The sequence below is a fragment of the Bacillus sp. SDLI1 genome, assembly GCF_001553895.1.
Classification (GTDB): Bacteria; Bacillota; Bacilli; order Bacillales; family Bacillaceae; genus Bacillus; species Bacillus siamensis.
This window is the reverse complement of record NZ_CP013950.1, coordinates 3765330-3787568: the sequence shown is the minus strand read 5'-3', so window position 1 is coordinate 3787568 and position 22239 is coordinate 3765330. Positions and strand designations below refer to the sequence as shown.

Annotated in this window: 23 protein-coding genes; 7 read left to right on the top strand and 16 right to left on the bottom strand. The window is 48.5% G+C overall.

Going from position 1 to position 22239, the window contains the following annotated elements; translation table 11 throughout:
• Nucleotides 1–4: 4 nt before the first annotated feature.
• From lpdA to AUL54_RS18640, 5 genes are all read right to left on the bottom strand, one after another.
• The gene (gene lpdA, locus AUL54_RS18660; protein WP_060964808.1) at nt 5–1426 is read right to left on the bottom strand and encodes a dihydrolipoyl dehydrogenase; all 1422 of its coding nucleotides are present in this window, start codon (nt 1424–1426) and stop codon (nt 5–7) included.
• Nucleotides 1416–2531, bottom strand: coding sequence for a butyrate kinase (gene buk, locus AUL54_RS18655; RefSeq protein WP_101605447.1), 1116 nt, complete (start codon nt 2529–2531; stop codon nt 1416–1418). Before buk ends, lpdA begins: the two co-directional genes overlap by 11 nt.
• A 17-nt stretch (nt 2532–2548) precedes the next feature.
• On the bottom strand, nt 2549–3643 hold the full coding sequence (gene bcd / locus AUL54_RS18650) for a branched-chain amino acid dehydrogenase (protein WP_060964806.1): 1095 nt from the start codon (nt 3641–3643) through the stop codon (nt 2549–2551).
• Nucleotides 3644–3656: 13 nt separating this feature from the next.
• Nucleotides 3657–4550: a phosphate butyryltransferase gene (gene yqiS / locus AUL54_RS18645; protein WP_060964805.1), complete on the bottom strand. Its 894-nt coding sequence runs from the start codon at nt 4548–4550 to the stop codon at nt 3657–3659.
• A gap of 122 nt (nt 4551–4672) precedes the next feature.
• Nucleotides 4673–6742, bottom strand: coding sequence for a sigma-54 interaction domain-containing protein (locus AUL54_RS18640; RefSeq protein ID WP_060964804.1), 2070 nt, complete (start codon nt 6740–6742; stop codon nt 4673–4675).
• 153 nt (nt 6743–6895) lie between these two features.
• Between AUL54_RS18640 and AUL54_RS18635 the strand changes: the two genes are divergently transcribed.
• The gene (locus AUL54_RS18635; protein ID WP_016939026.1) at nt 6896–7138 is read left to right on the top strand and encodes a DUF2627 domain-containing protein; all 243 of its coding nucleotides are present in this window, start codon (nt 6896–6898) and stop codon (nt 7136–7138) included.
• 27 nt (nt 7139–7165) lie between these two features.
• Here AUL54_RS18635 and prpB read toward each other — a convergent pair whose 3' ends face one another.
• From prpB to ytaF, 10 genes are all read right to left on the bottom strand, one after another.
• Nucleotides 7166–8071: a methylisocitrate lyase gene (gene prpB / locus AUL54_RS18630; RefSeq protein ID WP_060964803.1), complete on the bottom strand. Its 906-nt coding sequence runs from the start codon at nt 8069–8071 to the stop codon at nt 7166–7168.
• An 18-nt stretch (nt 8072–8089) separates the two neighbouring features.
• Nucleotides 8090–9517, bottom strand: coding sequence for a bifunctional 2-methylcitrate dehydratase/aconitate hydratase (locus AUL54_RS18625; RefSeq protein ID WP_060964802.1), 1428 nt, complete (start codon nt 9515–9517; stop codon nt 8090–8092).
• 25 nt (nt 9518–9542) lie between these two features.
• Complete coding sequence (mmgD, locus tag AUL54_RS18620; protein ID WP_060964801.1) at nt 9543–10640, bottom strand: citrate synthase; 1098 nt, start codon at nt 10638–10640, stop codon at nt 9543–9545.
• Nucleotides 10641–10664: 24 nt separating this feature from the next.
• Nucleotides 10665–11798, bottom strand: a complete 1134-nt coding sequence (locus AUL54_RS18615) for an acyl-CoA dehydrogenase (protein WP_060964800.1) — start codon at nt 11796–11798, stop codon at nt 10665–10667.
• 29 nt (nt 11799–11827) lie between these two features.
• Nucleotides 11828–12679: a 3-hydroxybutyryl-CoA dehydrogenase gene (locus AUL54_RS18610; protein WP_060964799.1), complete on the bottom strand. Its 852-nt coding sequence runs from the start codon at nt 12677–12679 to the stop codon at nt 11828–11830.
• A gap of 20 nt (nt 12680–12699) precedes the next feature.
• Entirely contained in the window at nt 12700–13881 is a 1182-nt protein-coding gene (locus AUL54_RS18605; protein ID WP_060964798.1) for an acetyl-CoA C-acetyltransferase, read from the bottom strand.
• Between the two features lie 137 nt (nt 13882–14018).
• Nucleotides 14019–14756: a glycerophosphodiester phosphodiesterase gene (locus tag AUL54_RS18600; RefSeq protein WP_060964797.1), complete on the bottom strand. Its 738-nt coding sequence runs from the start codon at nt 14754–14756 to the stop codon at nt 14019–14021.
• Nucleotides 14757–14843: 87 nt separating this feature from the next.
• The gene (locus tag AUL54_RS18595) at nt 14844–15470 is read right to left on the bottom strand and encodes an N-acetylmuramoyl-L-alanine amidase family protein (protein ID WP_060964796.1); all 627 of its coding nucleotides are present in this window, start codon (nt 15468–15470) and stop codon (nt 14844–14846) included.
• Between the two features lie 19 nt (nt 15471–15489).
• On the bottom strand, nt 15490–15807 hold the full coding sequence (locus tag AUL54_RS18590; RefSeq protein WP_060964795.1) for a hypothetical protein: 318 nt from the start codon (nt 15805–15807) through the stop codon (nt 15490–15492).
• 307 nt (nt 15808–16114) lie between these two features.
• Nucleotides 16115–16747 (bottom strand): sporulation membrane protein YtaF, encoded by a 633-nt coding sequence (gene ytaF / locus AUL54_RS18585; RefSeq protein WP_060964794.1) that lies wholly within the window; start codon nt 16745–16747, stop codon nt 16115–16117.
• 147 nt (nt 16748–16894) lie between these two features.
• On the opposite strand from ytaF, the gene AUL54_RS18580 reads away from it, so the two are divergent.
• The 6 genes from AUL54_RS18580 (at nt 16895) to alr (ending at nt 21211) form a co-directional block, all read left to right on the top strand.
• The gene (locus tag AUL54_RS18580; RefSeq protein ID WP_016939014.1) at nt 16895–17527 is read left to right on the top strand and encodes a helix-turn-helix domain-containing protein; all 633 of its coding nucleotides are present in this window, start codon (nt 16895–16897) and stop codon (nt 17525–17527) included.
• 292 nt (nt 17528–17819) lie between these two features.
• Nucleotides 17820–17957 carry a hypothetical protein gene (locus AUL54_RS21555; RefSeq protein WP_162829239.1) on the top strand — a complete coding sequence of 46 codons (138 nt, stop codon included), beginning with the start codon at nt 17820–17822 and terminating at the stop codon, nt 17955–17957.
• A 94-nt stretch (nt 17958–18051) separates the two neighbouring features.
• Nucleotides 18052–19170: an NADH-dependent flavin oxidoreductase gene (locus tag AUL54_RS18570; protein ID WP_016939012.1), complete on the top strand. Its 1119-nt coding sequence runs from the start codon at nt 18052–18054 to the stop codon at nt 19168–19170.
• A 124-nt stretch (nt 19171–19294) separates the two neighbouring features.
• Nucleotides 19295–19507 carry a spore germination protein gene (locus AUL54_RS18565; protein WP_060965136.1) on the top strand — a complete coding sequence of 71 codons (213 nt, stop codon included), beginning with the start codon at nt 19295–19297 and terminating at the stop codon, nt 19505–19507.
• Between the two features lie 124 nt (nt 19508–19631).
• A complete protein-coding gene (locus AUL54_RS18560; RefSeq protein WP_060964793.1) occupies nt 19632–19844 on the top strand; it encodes a spore germination protein in 213 nt (70 codons plus the stop codon).
• Between the two features lie 185 nt (nt 19845–20029).
• On the top strand, nt 20030–21211 hold the full coding sequence (gene alr, locus AUL54_RS18555; protein WP_060964792.1) for an alanine racemase: 1182 nt from the start codon (nt 20030–20032) through the stop codon (nt 21209–21211).
• Nucleotides 21212–21353: 142 nt separating this feature from the next.
• Here alr and spo0A read toward each other — a convergent pair whose 3' ends face one another.
• A complete protein-coding gene (gene spo0A / locus AUL54_RS18550) occupies nt 21354–22154 on the bottom strand; it encodes a sporulation transcription factor Spo0A (protein ID WP_003153177.1) in 801 nt (266 codons plus the stop codon).
• Between the last annotated feature and the right edge of the window lie 85 nt (nt 22155–22239).

Here is a 22239-nt window from a genome sequence, read left to right as displayed (position 1 = left end):
CCTTTTAAAAATGAATCGCGTTTCCGTCTGCGGCTAGTGCAGCTTCTCCAATCGCCTCTGAAAGCGACGGGTGCGGGTGTATGGACTGGCCGATTTCCCACGGCGTCGCATCGAGCACCTTGGCAAGCCCCGCTTCAGAGATCATATCGGTGACGTGCGGACCGATCATATGAACGCCGAGAATATCATCTGTGTTCCGGTCGGCGACGATTTTGACAAAGCCGTCGCTTTCCCCGTAAACAAGCGCTTTTCCGATCGCCATGAACGGAAACTTTCCGATCTTAAGTTCGTGTCCTTTGCGTTCGGCTTCTTCTTCTGTCAAACCGACACTCGCCGCTTCCGGATTTGAATAAATGCATTTTGGCACAAGAGCGGCATCAAGAGGCGCCGGATTAAGACCCGCCATATGTTCAACGGCAATGATGCCTTCACGGGATGCCACATGTGCAAGCTGCAGTCCGCCGACAACATCACCGATCGCATAAATATGCGATTCCTTCGTCTGTCCGGCTTCATTTACGACGACAGAACCGTTTTCCGTTACAATGTCCGTGTTTTCAAGGCCGATTCCTTCAATGTTCGGCTGGCGGCCGATGGAAACAAGCATTTTTTCTGCATAATACGTTTCGCTTTTTCCATTCTTTTCAGCGTCAATTGAAACACCGTCCGCTTTTTTCAATGTATCCGGAAGCACTTTCGCACCCGTCACGATCTTAATCCCTTTTTTCGTTAACAGTTTTTCCATTTCGCTTGAAATATCACGGTCCTCAGTCGGCAAAATGCGGTCCGCATATTCGATCACAGTGATATCGACGCCGAAATCGTTCAGCATGGATGCCCATTCAATACCGATGACACCGCCGCCGACGATCATCATAGATTGGGGCAGACGTTCAAGCTCAAGCGCTTCATCTGACGTCAGAATATATGTACCGTCAGCTTCTAAACCCGGCAGCATTTTCGGTCTCGAACCGGTTGCGATAATCAATTGTTTCGGTATCAGCATGTCGTTTTCTTCGCCATTTGCGTATTCAACGGAAACTGTACCTGGAAGAGGTGAGAAGATGGAAGGGCCGAGCATACGTCCGTACCCGTTGAATACATCAATCTTCCCCTTTTTCATCAGGTGGGCGACACCGCCGGCCAGCCGGTCAACGATTCCCTGCTTTCGTTTTTGCACACTGTCAAAACGGAGGGAGACACCTTCCGTTTCAATGCCGAACGATGCCGCTTCCTTTGCGGTCCGATACACTTCCGCGCTTCTTAACAGCGCTTTACTCGGAATACATCCTTTATGCAGGCATGTTCCGCCGAGTTTTTCTTTTTCTACAACGGCCGTTTTTAAGCCGAGCTGGGCCGCTCTGATGGCGGCGACATAACCGCCTGTTCCGCCGCCCAGAATGACCACATCATACTCAGTCGCCATCTGTTTTCACTCCTTCGCCGATCTGATATTGTTTTGCCTGCTCCTCACCGGCTAAAACCCGAAGCGCGCCTTGCGCGAGAGATTGCAGTTCATTTTCTCCCGGGTACACCAGTACATCCGAAATCCAATCTATGTACGATCTGATGGCGGATACGAAACGTTTCCCGTACGCTAAACCGCCCGTCAGGACGATAATGTCTACTTTTCCTTTTAAAACGGCGCTTGCCGCCCCGATTTCTTTTGCTACTTGATAAGCCATGGCATCATAAATGAGCCTTGCATGCTCATCTCCGTCCTGAATTCGTTTTTCCACTTTCAACGCGTCCGTTGTTCCCAGGTAGCCGGACAGTCCGCCGGTGCCGACAAGTTTTTTCATCATATCGGCTTTTGAATATTTGCCGGAAAAACACATTTCCACCAGATCTCCGGCCGGAACGGTTCCCGCACGTTCCGGACTTAAAGGTCCTTCACCGTGAAGCCCGTTGTTGACATCCGTCACCCTTCCGCAGTCATGAACGCCGACTGTGATGCCGCCGCCCATGTGGGTGACGATCATCTTCATCTGTTCATACCGCTTGCCGAGGGACGCCGCCGCCTGACGGGCAACGGCTTTTTGGTTTAAAGCATGAAAAATGCTTTTCCGCTTGATTTCAGGCATTCCTGATACTTTAGCGAGCGGAGTCATCTCATCCACTACGACCGGATCGACGATATATGCCGGGATATTTAGTCCGTCAGCAATTTCCCTGGCAATAATTCCGCCCAGATTGGAAGCATGCTGGCCGTTGTAGCCGTTTTTCAAATCAGTGATCATGGCGTCATTCACTTCATATGTGCCGCCCTCAATCGGTCTGAGCAGGCCGCCTCTGGCGCAAACGGCATCAAACTTTGAAATGTTGATGCCCTGTTCGTGAAGAGACTCAAGTATGCTTATTTTTCGAAATTCGTATTGGTCGATAATGCTGTTAAATGTTTTCAGCTCTTCTTCGGGGTGCCGCAGCGTCTTTTCAAATATACAGCGTTCATTGTGAAAGACGCCGATTTTCGTTGATGTTGAGCCTGGATTCAGAATGAGAATGCGTTTTTCCTGTTCGAACATTTTCATACCTCCAGATCAAATTCCTACCGTCTGCTTAATATGCTTTGGCCGTTTTGCAAAAACTGGCTTCTTGAACGGCGCATGCGCTCAATTCGTTCCTCAGCAAGACGGTCAGCCGCTAAATATGTCGGAATGCCGTCACGCGCGGAAATATCGAGCACCCGTTCAATGTTTGCATAGATGCCTTCAACCTTTTTCAAAGCCCGCTCTGCATTGTAGCCGTAAAGCTCATCTGCTACATTGATGACGCCGCCGGCATTGATGACATAATCCGGTGCGTATACGATTCCCATCTCATGAATGGTATCGCCGTGACGTGTTTCTTTCAGCTGGTTATTGGCCGCTCCCGCAATGACTTTCGCCTTCAGCTGTGTAATCGTGTCATCGTTAATGACGGCACCGAGAGCACACGGAGCATAAATATCGCACGCCTGTGAGTAAATGTCGTCCGGATCGACTGCACGGGCGCCAAAGTCCTCAACGGCACGTTTAACAGATTCTTTATTGATATCCGTCACGATTAGAGAAGCACCTTCTTCGTGAAGGTGGCGGCAAAGATTGTAAGCCACATTTCCCACGCCTTGCACGGCAATTGTTTTTCCTTCCAGTGAATCAGTGCCGAACGCCGCTTTAGCGGCAGCTTTCATCCCTTTGTATACGCCGTACGCCGTAACCGGAGACGGATTTCCTGAGGAACCGAATGCAGGAGAAATCCCTGTTACATAGTCTGTTTCATCATGAATAATATCCATATCTTCAACGGTGGTGCCGACGTCTTCCGCCGTAATATATCTTCCGTTTAAGCCTTGGATGTACCGGCCGAATGCGCGGAACATTTCTTCATTCTTATCCTTGCGCGGGTCCCCGATAATAACGGTTTTCCCGCCGCCCAGGTTTAGCCCGGCAGCCGCATTTTTATAAGTCATGCCTTTTGCGAGTCTTAATGCATCTTCAATCGCAGCTTCTTCACTGTCATATGTCCACATTCTTGTTCCGCCGAGTGCAGGACCGAGCGTCGTATCATGAATCGCGATGATCGCTTTTAATCCAGATTGTTCATCTTGGCAGAATACCAATTGTTCGTAATCATAAGTCTCCATATATTTAAAAATTTCCATAGGTTCGTTCCTCCTACTGTTCTTGTGATGCGCAAATCGCAAGCGCAATTGAATACAGTTTATTTTCTGCGGTATCCGCTCTGCTCGTTAATGCAATCGGCGCCTTCGCACCGGCGATGACGGCAGCAACATTTGCTTTCGCAAAATAAATCATTGACTTATAAAGCATATTTCCGGCCTCAATTGAAGGAACCAAGAGAATATCCGCCTGGCCCGCAACGCTTCCGGAAATTCCTTTTTGGAGCGCGGCCGCTTGGGATACGGCATTATCCAAAGCGAGCGGTCCGTCCGCAATGCAGCCCGTAATCTGTCCTCTATTGCACATTTGGACGATTGCAGCGGCATTCAGCGTCGCCTCCATTTTCGGGTTAACCGTTTCAATTGCGGCAAGGACTGCAGCTTTCGGCATAGGGTTCCCTACTGAATGCGCGACATGAACCGCATTTTGCAGAATATGCCGAAGCTCTTCAAGAGACGGGGCAATGTTCAGCGCCGAATCCGTTACATACATCAGCCGGTCATAGTCCGGCACCTCAAAAACGGCTACATGTGATAACACCTTCTTTGAACGCAGCCCTTCCTGTCGGTTTAACACTGATTTCAGAAGAGTTGAGCTCGGCAGATTCCCTTTCATTAAAATATCAGCCTCTTGTTCACGCACTGCTCGCACTGCTTTTGCAGCAGATTCTTCGGGTGAATCGGCGTGGACGATTTCAGCATTAAACTTCGGCTCGTTTGCCAGGAGTTCTTTCAGCTTTTCACTGTCACCCGTCAGTAAAAATCGTGCCGATAAATGTTCTGCCGCCATTTTGACAGCTTGGATCACTTCTTTATCTGCTGCGTGGGCCACTGCAATGGTTTTTGCGTTTTTTGCCGCGGCTTTTTCAACTAGGTCTCTCAGCTTCATTTTGTACCACCTTCCTTGTGCGAATCCGCTTTTATCAATGCAAGTTCCGTGCCAAATATGCAGGAGGGTTATTACGGCCTTTTTTTAAGAAAACATGCAGCTGGTTGCGCTTTTTCTGCAATTTATTGCATGCCGTCATTTGCAAGGCCGTACTTGTCCATTTTGTAGTACAGATTCCGAATGCTGACACCAAGCGCTTTTGCCGTTTTGGTTCGGTTGAATTTGTGCTTTTCAAGTGTTTTTTGAATGACATGTGCTTCAAATTTTTCAACGGCTTGAGAGAGTTTTTCTCCTTCCACATCCGGAAAATCACTCTGGGCGCCGTTTTTTTCATTCAGCTCTGTTTCAAAAACAGGCAGATGCTGCTGTTCGATCCGCTCCATGTTCGGCTCTAAAAAGATCATCGCCCGGCCGAGCACATTTTCAAGCTCTCGTACGTTTCCAGGCCAGCTGTAGGCTGATAAAGCACGCAGCGCGTTGGGCGAGAGTCCCTTTACGTTGCGTCCGTAATCCTGATTGATTTTTTCAATGAGCCTAATGCTCAGCGCTTCTATATCTTCTTTACGCTGCCGAAGCGGCGGGATGGAGATCGGATAGCGGTTAATCCGGTAATACAGGTCTTCCCGGAACGTCCCTTCCGCCATGGCTTTTTCGATATTGACATTTGTCGCTGCGATAATTCTGACATTGACAGAAATCGCTTTAGCGCCGCCGACTCTGATAATTTCTTTTTCCTGCAGAACCCTGAGCAGCTTTGCCTGGGTGCTTTGGGTCAGCTCCCCGATTTCATCTAAGAAAATGCTGCCGTTATTCGCTTCTTCAAAAAGCCCTTTTTTGCCCCCGCGCCTCGCGCCCGTAAACGCGCCTTCCTCATAGCCGAAAAGCTCGGATTCAAGCAGTGATTCAGACAGGGCCGCACAATTGACCCTGATGAATTTATTGTATTTTCGGTCGCTTTCATTATGGATGGCGTGGGCGAAAAGTTCTTTTCCGGTGCCGGATTCTCCCCGCAGCAGAATCGTCGCCGGCGTTTTCGCCCCGAGCTTCGCCTGTTCAAGGGCGACCAGCATTTGTTCACTCGTGCCGATAATGTCATCAAACGTGTATTTCGCTTCAAGCGTGCGGATGATCTGGCGCGCCCGGTTCAATTCAGCCGTCAGCGTTTTAATTTCTGACACATCGTGAATGACGCCGACGCTGCCTTTTAAAATACCGTCGACAATAACGGGGGCAACATTCACAATGACATCCTTTTTATTGGGGCCGACTTTCATCCTTACCCCCCGTACGGGCCGCCTTGTCCCCAATACTTTCAGATGCATGCTTTCCCCTTCCGAAATATCGGTGGAGGCGGGTTTTCCGATGACTTCGCTTTCTGCCAGCCCGGTCATTTTTGTATACGCTTTGTTGATTAACATTCCGATGCCGTTTTCATCAACGACGGAAATGGCTTCGTCTGACGATTGAATAATCGCTTCAAGCATAGTGCGGATTTGTTTTAAGTTCGTGACCTCTTCTGCCAGCTCAACCGCGTCCGTGATGTCTTTAAACACGCATAACGCCCCGAGAAGCTTCCCGCCTTCATCAATGATCGGCAGTCTTGTCGTGACAATCTGAAGGTGCTTTCCGAGGAGCTGCTTCTGGTTATACTCCGGCTCTCTCGTTTCCAAAATCCGCGGCAGTTTTGTGTTCGGCACTACGTCTTTAATTTGGCGGCCGATGACATCTTCCCGTTTTTGACCGACCATTTTTTCAGCCATCTGATTAAATAAAATGATCGTTTCATTGACGTCTATAAAAATCATGCCGTCGTGCGTTGAATTAAAAATCCGGTCATGCTTATAGGTCTGGGACTTCAGCATTTGAATAAGCTCCTGTTTTTCCTCCATCAGCTGAAACATCATGTACGCCAATTTTCCCGGCATGACGATGGTTTGTTCTTTTTTCTGTTGGAGCAGCTCATCCATGACCGCTTTGTCGCCCGTTGTATGGATGATGATATCTATATCTTCGGTTATGTAAGATTTCCAATCTGATGAGGTTGCAATTCCATATTTCCGGGCTTCTTGCAGCCCTTGCGCCTCCGGATCTTGATCAACCACCGCAATAATTTGGATCAGCTTTGTTTTCATCAAAATCTGTAAGAGCGCCGTGCCTCCTTTACCAGCACCTATAATCAGCACCTTCTGCATCCCGATACCCCTTTATATGAAAAAATTTGCACACCTGTATTTTCCGTTGCAATAATTTGCACAACCCCTATGTTACCATGTTTTCATCTCTTGACAAAATATTTTTTCGATTGGACAATAAAGGAAATCACATCGTAAAGGGGTTTTCTGAATATGAGCCGGCTTGTTGCGCTTTTGATTCTCGTCCTCCCCGGCGCTGTCGCGGCGCTCGGCATTAAGCTGATGAGAGATGCATTATTCGGGCATGTGTTTGCCCCGTTTCCGTCCCTTTTTCTTCAGGGAGCTGCCGGACTGGCGTTTTTTTTATTCGGCCTTTATATTCTGGCCGGGTTTATTCTGTACAGAGATCGGAAACGCAACCAAGTCAGCCCGCGGTTCAGGAAAAAAAAGCTGTAAAAAAAGCCCTTGTAAAAAAGGGCTTTTTCAGTCGTCCGGCAGTATCGTTTTGGCAATGGATTGATCCAGTTCTTCATAGTCATCATAAGCGATCGTTTCATATAATTCTTTTCTCGTCTGCATATCGGAAAGCCCCGCTTTTTGCGAGCCTTCTTCTTTTATAAGGCGGAAAATACGCTCAAAAGCCTTTGCCGCCGTTCTGAGTGATGTGACCGGGTAAATGACCATGTGACAGCCCATATCGGAAAATTCTTCCGCACTGTAATACGGCGTTTTCCCGAACTCGGTCATATTTGCGAGAACCGGCACACTGGTTTGTTTGGAAAACGCTCTGAATTCGCTTTCTGATTGGAGCGCTTCCGGAAAAATAGCGTCAGCCCCCGCTTTTATATAAGCGTCCGCTCTTTTTATGGCGCCCTCCAGCCCTTCCTGCTGTCTGGCGTCTGTCCTTGCAACAACGAGAAGAGTCGGCGCGGCCTGCTTGACCGCTTTGATTTTCTGCGCCATTTCTTCAATCGGCACGAGCTGCTTCCCATTCAGATGCCCGCATTTTTTCGGCAGGCGCTGATCCTCCATCTGCACGGCGGCTGCGCGCGCTTCATACATTTCTTTCGCCGTCCGGGCAGCATTCAGGATACCTCCGAAACCCGTATCAATGTCCACTAGGACGGGCAGATCAGACGAGCGTACCAAATCTTTAACCCGTTCAGCCATTTCTGCCGACGTGATGATGCCTAAATCGGGCAGCCCCCTGCTCGCCGTGTAAGCCGCACCTGATAAATAAAGAGCCGAAAACCCCGTTTTCTTGGCGATAAGAGCAGCCATCGCATCATGAGCGCCGGGGATCTGCAATATATCCGGCGCTGTCATCAGCGTACGGAACCGCTCTGCAAGCTCCTCTTGAGACGACTGCCTGCTGACGATCCACGTCATGTTTGCCACCCTCCTATTTTATATGAGAAATAAGTCCATAAATTCAATAACGCTGAGCTGCTGCATCCGTCCGCTATGTCTGCAGGCTTCTTCTATTTTACGCTGCTGCTTCAATGAAAAATGAGTGCTGATGTTTGCTGAAAACTTGGCAAGAATATTCGGTACGGCTTCGTTTCTGCGAAACCGGTGCCCGAGCGGGTATTCACATTCGATCCGTTCCGTAGCTGTGCCGTCTGTGAAATGCACCTGTATGGCATTTGAGATGGATCGCTTATGCGGGTCTAAGTAATCCTTTGAGTACGCTTTGTGTTCCGTCACCTCCATTTTGCCCCGCAATGTATCAATTCGCGGGTCAGACGCCGTTTCCTCTTCATAATGATCTGCCTTTATATCTCCGAAAAGAAGCCCGATTGCCGTAATGTACTGCAGGCAATGATCCCGGTCTGCCGGATTGTGAAGCGGCCCTTTTTTATCGATAATCCGGATTGCTGATTCATGCGTCATAATCGTGATCCTGTCGATTTCCCCGATGCGGTCTTTCACCTGCGGATGGAGCCGGACCGCGCATTCCGCCGCTGTCTGGGCGTGGAATTCAGCCGGATAGGATACTTTAAACAATACATTCTCCATCACATAGGACCCAAGCGGGCGGGCAAGCTTTATTTCCTGCCGGTTAAATAATACGTCTTGAAATCCCCACACCGGTGCGGTCAGCGCCGTCGGGTACCCCATTTCACCTTTTTGCGCCACCAGGGCCAAATACACGCCTCTGCTCGTCGCGTCACCGGCTGCCCATGATTTGCGCGATCCGGTGTTCGGCGCATGCCGGTACGTTCTGAGGCTTGAATTATCAATCCAGGCGTGAGATACGGCGTTATTGATTTCCGCTTTTGAGCCTCCCATCATGTGGGCGCAAACAGCCGCAGTCGCCACTTTCACAAAGAGCACATGGTCAAGTCCGACTCTGTTTAAACTGTTTTCTAAAGCGAGAATTCCTTGAATTTCGTGCGCTTTGATCATTGCGCGAAGCACATCGCGTACGGTAAGCGGTTCTTTCCCTTCAGACATTCTCACTCTGGAAATATAGTCCGCACAAGCCAATATGCCTCCGAGATTGTCAGACGGATGACCCCATTCCGCCGCAAGCCACGTATCATTATAATCGAGCCACCTGTTGATGCATCCGATATTAAAGGCGGCCGTGACGGGGTCTAATACAAAAGGCGTGCCCGGAACCCTGCTGCCGTTCGGCACAGTGGTTCCCGGGACAATCGGGCCGAGCAGCTTTGTACATTCGGGATAGCTGAGCGCCAAAATGCCGCAGCCTATCGTATCAAGAAGCACATGTCCTGCCGTAGTGAAAGCTTCTGAACTGTCAATCTCCTGATGGAGCACGTAATCAGAAATCTCTTCGATCACGGCGTCCATTCGGCGGGTTTCTGTCATGTTTTCATCTTCCTTTCTTGTCTGTTTACAGGCGCGCTCCGGTATAGCGGACACGCGGGCGGAAAAGCCGGTTTCTGCTGTGCTGTTCAATGACGTGCGCGCACAGGCCGACGGTTCGTGCGCTGAAAAATATAGGCGTGTACAGCGGTATCGGAATGCCGAGCATGTAATAGACCGGCGCTGCGTAGTAATCTAAATTCGGATAAAGGCCTTTTTTCTCCCGCATGACGGTTTCGCCGGCTTCACACATGTGATAAAGACGGAAATCACCTGACAGATCAGACAGCTTTTTCAGCGCTTCTTTCATCATGAGCGCCCTCGGGTCCATTTTTTTCATGTAGACACGGTGGCCGAAGCCCATGATTTTTTCTTTGTTTGCGAGTTTCTGAGTTAACAAGTGAATAAACCCGTCTGTATCCTTCGCTTCTTCAAGCATGTACATAACCGCTTCGTTCGCTCCGCCGTGAAGGTTTCCCTTAAGCGAGGCGACGGCTCCGGTGAGAGCGCCGTAAATATCCGATTGCGTCGAAGCGATGACACGGGCCGTAAATGTTGAGTTCGGCAATTCATGCTCACTGTATAAAAGAAGCGACCTGTCGAATATTTCTTCTTCCAAGGAGGACGGCGTTTTTCCGGTAATCATATATAAAAAGTTTGCGCTGTACGATAAGGTTCCGACAGGCGCTAAAGGTTCCTGACCGTTTATGACACGATAGCTGTTGACGGTCAGATTGGGCATTTTGCCTATCAGCCCGCGGACACGGTGCCGATTTACAGAAGAGGTGCGGTCATCAATATCCTTATCAAAGCCGCCAAGCGCGGACAAGCCTGTCCTCAGACCGTCCATCGGATGAGTATGTTCAGGCAGCAGACGGCATATATGCAAGATTTCCTCGGGAAGGTCTCCGCCGCGCCGGATGTCATATTCAAGCGCCGCCTTCTCTTTCGCATCAGGAAGTCTGTCTTCCAATAAGAGGTGGACAATGTCCATATAGCCGGCCGTTTCAGAAAGCTCGATCAGATCATGGCCTTTGATTAAAATCCTGCCCTGCTGTGTATCCAAAAAAGAAATTCCCGTTTCCACCGCAATGACGCCATCTAAACCGGGAGAATAAGATTCCATGGTTTCGCTCCTTTTCCGCGCTTTTTATTGAAGAAGATACTTAGAAATAATCAGCCTTTGAATCTCATTGGTGCCCTCATAGATTTGCGTGACCTTCGCATCCCGAAATAAACGCTCCGCGGGATACTCTTTCATATAGCCGTAGCCGCCGTGAATCTGCACAGCCTCCACTGCCGCTTTCATCGCCGCATCAGACGCGAATTGCTTTGCCATCGATGCTTCTTTTCCGCACGGAAGCCCGCGCTGATACAGATCAGCGGCATGATAGACTAATAGTTTGGCAGCTTCCGCATTCGTCGCCATGTCAGAAAGTTTAAAAGAAACGGCCTGATTCGAGGCAATGGGCCTGCCGAACTGGCTGCGGGTTTTGGCGTATTCCGCCGAGCAGCCGAGCGCCGCTTCGATAATTCCGAGCGCCTGAGCCGCTATGCCGATCCGTCCGACATCTAGGTTTTTCATGGCGATTGAAAAACCCTCGCCCTCTTCGCCGAGCCGGTTTTCAATTGGAATTTCCGCTTGGTCAAATTGCAATTCGACGGTATTGGAACCTAACAATCCGAGCTTTTTTTCTTTCTTTCCGACAGAAAAGCCGGGTGTGTTTTTTTCAACGATAAAAGCGGAAATCCCCTTTCTCCCTTTATCCGGGTCCGTTAAGGCAAATGTCAGATACAGATCTGCCGCTCCGCCGTTTGTAATAAAGATTTTTGAACCGTTCAGAATATATGAACCGCCTTTTCGCACTGCCGTTGTTTTCAGGCTTCCCGCATCAGATCCGGATTGAGGCTCAGTAAGCGCAAAAGCCCCGACGTATTCGCCCGCTGCCAGCTTTGGAATATACCTTTGTTTTTGGGCTTCTGTCCCGAAATGGAGAATCGGGTTTGTCCCTACCGATGTGTGGACGGATAAAATGACGCCGACAGCTGCGCTGACTTTTGATATTTCATGAATCGCTAAAATGTAAGATGTTGTATCAGCCCCCGCTCCGCCGTATGCTTCCGGGACGGGGATGCCCATTAACCCCGCTTCTCCCATTTTTTTAATCAGCCGGTCCGGAAATTCATCGGTTGTTTCCATGATCTCAACCATCGGTGCGATTTCCTTGCGTGCAAAATCGCGCACCATTTTTCTCATCATGATGTGCTCTTCTGTAAAATGCACGGCTGCAGGCCTCCCCCATGATTTTTATGTCATCTGTTGTACTCATAAAAACCGCGCCCGCTTTTTTTGCCGAGCCAGCCGGCGCTGACGTATTTTCTGAGCAGCGGGCATGGGCGGTATTTCGAATCTCCGAACCCCGCATAGAGAACCTCCATGATGGAAAGGCATGTATCCAATCCGATGAAGTCGGCTAATGTTAAAGGCCCCATCGGGTGACGCATGCCGAGCTTCATCACTTCATCAATCGCTTCCTTTGAAGCCGCCCCTTCGTAAAGGCAATAAACGGCCTCGTTAATCATCGGCATTAATATACGGTTAGATATAAAGCCGGGAAAATCATTGACTTCGACAGGCGTTTTTTTCATCCGGACAGCAAGCTTCTTTACTGTTTCCGCCGTTTCTTCCGACGTAGCAAGCCCTCTGATGACCTCGACAAGCTCCATGACAGGAACCGGATTCATAAAATGCATGCCGATTACTTTGTCAGGTCTTTTTGTGACAGCAGCAAGCTCCGTAATAGGAAGAGAAGACGTATTGCTTGCCAATATGGTATGAGGGGGACACATTTCATCAAGTGTGCCGAGTAATTCAGTCTTTGCTGTTTTGTTTTCGGCAATGGCTTCTATTACAAAATCAGCATCTCCCGCTTCTGTGAGCGCTGCCGGGGAGATGCGGCTGAAAACGGATTCTGTTTCATGCCGTGTCTTGCGTCCTTTCGCCTGATCTTTCTCCAGATTTGTCTTTATGCGGTAAAGGCCTTTTGTCACCGATTCCGGCTCCACATCGTATAACATGACGGAAAAACCAGCTTCTGCAGCCGTCTGCGCGATACCTGCTCCCATCTGCCCCGCACCTGCGACCATGATTGTTTTCATTTTCATCTGACGCTCCCCTCGTTATATCAGTACACCTCCAGCAGGACGGCGTCTCCTTGGGCCGCTCCGCTGCATATAGCCGCTATGCCTAAACCTCCCCCGCGCCGCTTTAATTCGTATATCAAACTCATGATGATTCTGGCGCCGCTTGCGCCGATCGGATGGCCGAACGCGATCGCTCCTCCATTTACATTCACTTTCTCCCGGCTGAATCCGGCAATCTTTTCGCTGACGAGCACGACGGACGCAAATGCTTCGTTTACTTCAAACAAATCAATATCGTCAACGGACAGTCCGGTTTTTTTCAAAAGCCGGCTGATCGCCTCTCCCGGTGCGCTGGCAAGCTCAGACGCTTCCAGTCCGACAGACGCAAAGCCAAGTATCGCAGCGAGCGGTCTGACATGCTGCTTCGCGGCTTTTTCCTCTGACATCAGCACAAATGCTCCGGCGCCGTCATTTACACCGGGAGCGTTTCCCGCTGTTACCGTTCCGCCGGCTGTAAAAATAGGCTTAAGCTTTGCGAGCTGCTCAAGACTCGTATCAGGGCGCAGCCCCTCATCCTGCGTAACAGTATGCTGTTTGCCCTTTTTGCCGGTCCAAGTAACCGGAACGATTTCTTCTTGCAATTTGCCCGTCTCAGCCGCCTCAGCCGCGCGTTTTTGGCTTAAAAGAGCGTAATGATCCTGTTCATCTCGGGAAATGCCGTACTTTTCGGCCGCAGTGCTTCCGTGGACAGCCATATGAACCTGATCGAACGCACAGGTCAGCCCGTCATGAACCATTAAATCCTGAAAAACCCCGTCTCCCATTCTTATACCCCAACGGCCGGCCGGAATGGCGTACGGGATGTTGCTCATGCTTTCCATTCCGCCTGCAATCAGCACGTCGGCATCATTTGCCCGGATGATTTGATCACAGAAGGTAACGGCTCTGAGCCCCGATGCACAAACCTTATTAATGGTTTCAGCCGGAACGGACCATGGAAGCCCGGCATACCTTGCAGCCTGCCGTGCCGGAATCTGCCCCGCACCCGCTTGGACGACCATTCCCATCACCGCTCCTTCTGCTTCGCTTTCACCGATGCCGGCGCGCTTGATTGCTTCTTTTATGGCAATGCCGCCAAGCTCGGCTGCTTTTACCTCTTTTAATGCACCGCCGAATTTTCCGAACGGTGTTCTTGCCGCACTGACGATAACCGTTTTCCCCACACTTTTGCCTCACTTTCAATAAATTAAAAGATAACGCTTACATAAAACGCCCTGTTACACTATATGAACCTCCTGATCATGTTATGATCGCCCCTCCGGTTTCTGCCCATAAAAAAAAGACTGTCTGAACAGTCTTCTTAATGGCGGCATTCTTCTTTTATAGAAACAGCCAGCTTTGGATAATCGGTAAAAAGTGCGTCTGCTCCCGCTTTCATCAGCTGCTTCATATCTTCCGGACGATTAACGGTGAACGGACGGAGCTTCACTTGGTGTTTCACAAGATGCTTGACCGCTTCAGGGCTGACCGCCGGCGTACCAAGCTTCGGATGATAACCTGAAGCGGGAATTGAAGCGAGATACCGTTCAGGCCGGTACAGCACATCCATCGTCAGCACCGCCCGTTCAATCTCAGGCGCCAAGGCATGGCAAAGCGCGAGGCTCTCATGATTAAATGAAGAAAAAATAACGCGTTTTTCCAATCCGTAATACCTGACTTTTTTGATCACTTCTTCTTCCATTCCCTCGTATCGGAATACACTGTTTTTCAGCTCAATATTGATCAGAAAATCGGCGCGCTCCGCAAAACGCAGCACGTCTGACAAAAGCGGAATTCTGACTCCTTTAAAAGAATCTTTCCATTTTCCGGCGGCATCGGCGGTTCTGATTTTGTCATACGCCGTATCTTTCACAAATCCTTGTAAAGACGTTGTTCGGTCAAGGGTTTCATCGTGAATGACCACGATACGGCCGTCTTTGGTCATCTGTACGTCAAGTTCGATTCCGTCCGCCCCGTCCTCAATCGCTTTTGTGAACGCGGGCATCGTATTTTCGGGATAGTCGCCCGACGCCCCCCGGTGGGCAAAAATAGTCGTCATATGTGTCACCTCAGGTGTTTGTCATCGGTTTTCTCTATTATAATCGTTATGCACGTAAGGCGGGCGCTATTTACACATATTTTACGATTATCGGCCGCTGTAATAGGTTTCGATTCCATTTACAATGGCGTCGGCGGCGTGTTCTTGCCCGTTAGCGTTCTTCAGCTTGTCCGCATCTTGAGGATTTGTGATAAAGCCTAATTCAGCCAGCACGCTAGGCATTTTTGAATATGTAATGACATAAAAAGGGGCTTCTTTTACACCTCTGTCCCTCATCTCTAGAGACGAAACAAGCTGCTGTTGGATATCAGAAGCAAGCCTTTCGCTGTCTGCTCCTTCATATGTTGAATTAAAATACGTTTCTGTACCTGATGCTGTCGATACGGCTGAGTTCGTATGAAGGCTGACGAATAAATCGGATTGGCTGGCGCTTGCTTTCGCCACCCGCTCGTCCAAACTCAAAAAAGTATCGTCAGTCCTTGACGCAACAGGTGTTGCACCTTCTGCTTCCAATTTGGCGGCTACCTTGTTTGACACCGCTAAATTAATGTTTTTCTCCAACAGTCCATTCCCCCCGGCCCCGCTGTCTTCTCCGCCATGTCCGGCATCAATATAGATGGTCTTCCCTTGCAAAGGTTCGGCTGCATAAGCGGACGGCGCAAGCAGAAGCAGGGCGGCACCGAATGCAGCAGCGCTTTTTGTCAGTAAGCCCACGTTTTTTCCTCCCCATTTTTCACATATCTGTTTCTTTTTTCAGTTTTTCAAGCCGTAATTGTCCGTTGCTCTCTTTTTTATAGGTGATTTGCACCGCCGTATGTTCAGGCAGAAGCTGACATTCAAACCGCTTAGCAAAAGGCACCTTCACCTCGTGCCGCTCTCCGTCAATTTCCAGTGCGATCGTATCGTTTCCGGCGGCTTTTATAAATGTTCCTTCCTGTGTAAATGACGGCGCCGAATCCGCCTCAGCGGTATACTCGCAGCCTGATAGCAGCCATGCAGTGAAGATCAGAAGGATGACAGACTTCACACAGATCACCTCACGTTTTCTCATTCGGCTTTATCTTTGTACAGAATGGCGGATTTGTAAAGGGCGCCTTCGTCCCTCCAGCGATTTTCCATATTTGGAATAAAGGCTTTCTGACCCGCTGATTACCTGAACTTAGAAAGAAAGCGAGCTGATCCGTCTATGAAAAAGGTTCTGTCTGATGGCCGGATATGCAAAATTTAACGGAAACGAACGACTTTCTATTCATTTTGAAAAAATGACAGATCGGCAAAAAAAGAGAGCCCGTCATGCGCTCTCCCGAATAGAATGATTCATATTTATTTTGAGCTTTTCATAAAATGAACGGGACAACTTAAAAGAGCAGCGTATTGACGGCAATGATGAGAATAATCACTCCGCTCAGCACCGTGCTGAACTGTCCGACATGGAAAGAACCGATGCGAAGTGACGCAGCTTTTTTCCCGAGCAGGCAGCCGATCCATATGGTCAGAAAGCTTCCGATCGCCGCAGTGATGGAAATGGCAGCGGGAGAAAGCCCGATCAGGCCCGCGCTTAATCCGTTGGTCAGCGCATTTGCGGATACGGCCACCCCGAGAACCATGGATTCCAGTATACCGATTTCTCCCGAACCGTCAGCATCCGCTGTCTCCGGATTTTGCAGCAGACCGGCGAAACGGCCTTTTTTTCCAGACGTGTCAGCAGGCGCTGTATTTTCTTTTTTTCTCGGCACAGCCAGCAGGATGATGCGGATGCCGATCACAGATAAAATAAAAGCCGCCAGCAAAACGGGGAAAAAGCCCGGTAAAACGGCTGAAATCCATTTGCCGAAATAAATTCCGATATAACTGAATAAAAAACAGATAAAAGCGATCATTGTATTTGATGCGTGCGATATTTTGATCTTTCTGATGCCGTATGACATCCCCACTCCTAAATTATCAATGCTCGAGGACACTGCCAAACCTAAAATCAATAACCAAGCCATGTTATGTTCTCCCCATTCTTTGATGTCTTTTCAACATGTTGTGCTGTTCCAATCTACACTATCCTATTCATCAGCACAGAAAAGGTACCTTTTCTGCAAAAATTATTGACTGATTATCATCATTCCGGCGGAAACGAGGTGACACCCTTGGCAGAAAATGAACATAAGACATTGGGCCCCCTTTTAAAATCACTGCTTGATAAGCACTCTCTCTCCATGAGAAAACTCGGCGCATTAGCCAACATTGATACGGCCACCATCTCCCGGATTATAAACGGCAAGCAGAAGGCCAACTTAAAGCATCTTCAGGAATTCTCAAAGCACCTCCGCACCCCGCTGGAGGAATTGCTTGAAGCGTCAGGAATAGACATCGGCCATGAAAAAGAGACTGCGCCGCAAGATCCGATGCACGCGATTCAGGATATGCTGAACATGGCGGAGATGTTTGATCAGCCTTTTTCCCGTGAACAAATTGAACGCGAGCTGACCAGATATGAACAATATGCCAAAACCCAGCAGGGCCATCGCCTGATTTGTGATGAGTTTCAAAAGAAAATGAATAATGAAGAAAGTGTCGGCCCTTTTATTGATCACTTGAAAAACATGCATCATCAATATATGGATGAATCAACACCGGCTGAAGACCGCCCGATTCTAGGGAGTGCGCTCCTGTATTATATTTTAGCGACAGACGTGATTCCGGATTACATGTTTCCGATCGGCTATCTGGATGACGCCATCGCCGTTCAAATCGCTTTGCATCGGCTGAAAAAAAAGTAAAGGCGCCTAAAAAGCGCCCTTTTTTGTTGAAAAATATGAAACACCGCATTACAGTTTTGTCAAAACAGAGACAGCTGTCATATGATACATTAACCTAACAAAAAGGAGGGTGTCTTCTATGGACAGCAACACAGTTGTGGCAGTGTGCGCTCTGTTAAGTGTTGTGATTCAGATCGGAACGATATTCGCCGCAGGAAAGTGGAAAAAAGAATAAAAAACAAATTTGACGGTTTTTTCACACAAGCGTATGCTTATAAATAACCTTGTAAAAGATAAGAAAGAAGATATGCATATGAAAAAAATCATTCTCCTATTCGCCGCCGCTGTCATATTCAGCTCGATCGGCCATCAAATTTCAGGCGGGTATAAAGACCCTGAAAAGGAACGGAGAAAACCGTTCCAGTCGTTTAAATGGTTCGGCCGGTCATAACCCTCAGGAAGAAGAACAAGCAAAATAATTGCACACAATTAAAACATAAGCTAGAATACGGACGAGTTAAACTTTTAAGGAAGAAGGCGAAATCATGAAGCAAACATATAAACCGCTGTTTGAACCTTTTACGTTCGAAAGCGGCGTTACCATACCAAACCGTATTTCCGTTGCACCGATGACACACTATTCATCGAACGATGACGGAACGATTTCCGAACGTGAATTGAGCTACATTACTCCCCGTTCAAAAGAAATGGGCATGGTCATTACGGCATGTGCAAACGTAACGCCTGACGGCAAAGCGTTTCCCGGCCAGCCCGGCATCTATGATGATTCTCACATTCCGGGCTTGAAAAAACTCGCTCAAGCGATCCAGTCTCAAGGAGCGAAAGCCGTTGTGCAGATTCACCATGGCGGATTGGAATGCCCTCCTGAACTCGTGCCGAATAACGACGTCGTCAGCCCAAGCGGTTCAGAAGAAGACGGCAGACAAACTTCCCGGGCTCTCACTGAACAAGAGATTGAGCACATTGTAAAAGCATTCGGCGAAGCGACACGCAGAGCAATTGAAGCCGGCTTTGACGGTGTTGAAATTCACGGGGCAAACGGATACTTGATTCAACAATTTTATTCTCCGAAAACAAATCAGCGCACAGACCGCTGGGGCGGAAGCGATGAAAAGCGCCTTGCGTTCCCGCTTGCAGTCGTTGACGCTGTCAAACAGGCGATTGATGCACACGCTGAACATCCATTTGTTCTCGGCTACCGCCTGTCACCGGAAGAGCCGGAAACGCCGGGGCTTACAATGAAAGAAACATTCATGCTAGCTGATGCGCTTGCGGAAGAAAACTTGGATTATCTGCATATTTCACTGATGGATGTCAATTCCAAAGCCCGCCGCGGCGCAGATACTTCACGGACACGGATGGATTTATTAAACGAACGCGTCGGCCACAAAGTGCCGCTGATGGCGGTCGGTTCCATCTATACCGCGGACGAAGCGCTCGCCGTATTAGAAAGCGGGATTCCGCTGGTGGCTCTGGGACGTGTCATTTTAATTAACCCTGAATGGGCGGTGCTGGTCAAAGAAGGCCGCGAACAGGAAATCGAAAAAGCCATTAAAGCATCTGAAATTGAGAAATACCGACTTCCTGAACCGTTATGGGAAATGATCCAGAATACAGGCGGCTGGGTGCCGTTTGAAAAGTAATCAAAAAACTGCCGGATGTCCGGCAGTTTTTTTGTTTCATAACTTTTTGCCGCTTTGTTTACTCCTATTTCTGATACGCAGCGTACATATAGTAAATAGATTAATAGAAAGGAGACCGTATATGATGGCTGGTTTTCCTATTACGATTAACAGTCTTTCCGGAAACGGGGTTGTCAATGTCGGCGGTGCGTTTTCGATAAGCCCTTTAACCGTATCAAAAACCGTCTACGGCTCAGGAGGAGGAAATATAGGGATTGTTCTGCAATTAAACCAATCCAGCACGGCTCAATCTTTAAACTCGCAATTCTCTGATCAAAATGTAACGAAAACACTATGATATCTGTATTTCCCTTCCTTTCCGGCTCACAGCAGCCGGTTTTTTTTGCCGTTTTGTTTAATCTTATTTCATATTACAGCGTACATATAGATAGTAGATTGTGAGAGAAAGGCGAAAAAATAGAATGAGCGGTTGCCCGATTACGATAAACAACGTATCAGGAAACGGCGTTGTCAATGTTGGCGGCGCCATATCCATCAGTCCGCTGACTGCATCAAAAACCGTTTTCGGTGCCGGAGGGGGAAATATCGGCATTGTCATTCAAAACAATGGTGTAAGCCAGTCCAAAATGTTTGAACACCAATTTTCAGATCAGAATATTGTGAAGTCAATTTAAGGGCTGCCATGCAGCCCTTACTGCATAATTAAAGCAGGCGCACTGATTTCCCGAAAAGTTGATTTTAAACATCAGCGGTCACCTTCTCATGTTTTGAATGATTTCAGTTCAGTGTGAATAAAATGCAGATTGAAAGCATGAAAACACGTCAGTACTGAATCTCAGCACGGAAAGAAGGAATCGCGATGAAAAAACTTTGCCGGGAAGTTTGGATTGAAGTTGACCTTGATGCGATAAAAAAGAATGTACGGGCGATCCGCCGCCATATTCCGAAGAAGTCAAAGATTATGGCCGTCGTAAAAGCAAATGCCTATGGCCACGGCTCTGTGGAAGTAGCGCGGCAGGCACTGGAAAGCGGCGCGAGCGAGCTCGCAGTTGCCAGCGTCGAAGAGGGAATTGTGTTACGGAGAGCGGGAATTAAGGCACCTATCCTTGTGCTCGGCTTTACAGCCCTCAGCTGTGTAAAAAAATCTGCCTTGTGGAATATAACATTATCAGCGTTTCAAGTCAGCTGGGTCAAAAAAGCAAATCAGATATTGGAAAAAGAAGCTGATTCGAAACGGCTGTCCATTCATATCAATGTGGATACCGGAATGGGCCGGCTGGGTGTACGCACAGAAGAAGACCTTTTAGAAGTTGTAAAAGCGCTCAAGTCGAGTACATACCTGTCGTGGGACGGGATCTTTACCCATTTTTCAACAGCGGATGAACCTGATACTGAATTGACAATGCTGCAGCATGAAAAGTTTATCAGCTTTCTCCGCTTTTTAAAAAATCAAGACATCCCGCTGCCTACTGTCCATATGTGCAACACAGCCGCCGCTATCGCTTTTCCCGAATTCAGCGCCGATATGATCCGTTTAGGCATCGGTTTATATGGATTATACCCGTCCGCTTATATTAAGGAGCTGAACCTCGTAGATCTCACGCCCGCACTCAGCTTAAAGGCGCGTATCGCTTATGTGAAAGCCATGGTGACAGAGCCCCGAACCGTCAGTTATGGCGCCACATATATCGCTGAACCGGGTGAAATCATCGCGACAATTCCGATCGGCTATGCTGACGGCTACTCGCGCGCCCTTTCCAACCGTGGGTTTATTCTTCACCGCGGCAGAAGAGTGCCGGTGGCGGGGAGAGTGACGATGGATATGATTATGGTCAGTTTGGGTGATAGTGAGGGCAAACAAGGAGAAGAAGTCGTCATTTACGGCAAACAAAAAGGAGCCGAGATTTCCGTTGATGAAATTGCCGAAATGCTCGGTACGATTAACTACGAAGTCGTATCTGTGTTAAGCCGCCGCGTCCCCCGCTTTTATATCAGAGACGGCGAAATCATCAAAGTATCAGCTCCCGTGTTATATGTGTAGATGCCGTAAATCCCGCTTTTATGCGGCATCAAGGTTCCTCGGGCCGGAGGGATCTTCGTCATCACAAACTCAAAACGCCTTCTCTTCCGCATTCATGCACGGAAAAGAAGGCGTAAAACGTCATCTTGCCATAAAGCTTGCGTTACGAAGCTTTATGCTCCAATCTCAGCTTGTCAGCAACCATCGCGATGAATTCTGAGTTGGTTGGTTTTGCTTTGGTCATGCTTACGGTATACCCGAACAGCGAAGAAATGGAATCAATATTTCCCCTGCTCCAAGCGACTTCAATCGCGTGGCGGATGGCCCGTTCTACACGGCTTGCGGTCGTGTTGAATTTTTTGGCGATGTCGGGATAAAGGACTTTTGTGATGCTGCCGAGGAGTTCAATATCGTTGTACACCATGGAAATGGCTTCCCGCAAATAAAGATAGCCTTTAATATGGGCAGGCACACCGATTTCATGGATAATGCTTGTAATACTGGCATCGAGATTTTTCCGTTTCGGCTCCGGCTGGCTGCGGATGATACTGCTTTGTGCAGACGGCGCACGGTGTGTGACGCTGCTGACATTTCCGCTTACCTGGCGGATATGGCCGACAAGGTTTTCCATATCAAACGGCTTCAGGATGAAATAGGACGCGCCTAAATCGACGGCTTTTTTCGTAACGTCTTCCTGACCGAATGCCGTCAGCATGATAACGTTCGGCTGTTTCTCAAGCTCTGATTCACGGAGCCGCTCCAAAACCGCAAGTCCGTCCAGATGCGGCATAATAATATCTAAAACGAGCACATCAGGATTTTTATCTTTAAACAAAGAAAGACATTCCTGTCCGTTATAAGCAACGCCGATTACTTCCATATCATCCTGTCCCTCTATATATTCACTCAACAGGCTTACAAGCTCTCGATTATCATCAGCAACACAAACTTTAATTTTCTCCACGTTTCTTCCTCCCCCAATGTATTAACAGGACACAACCTATTTGACTGCTACATGTTACATTCGACAAAACCACTACTTCCCCTTT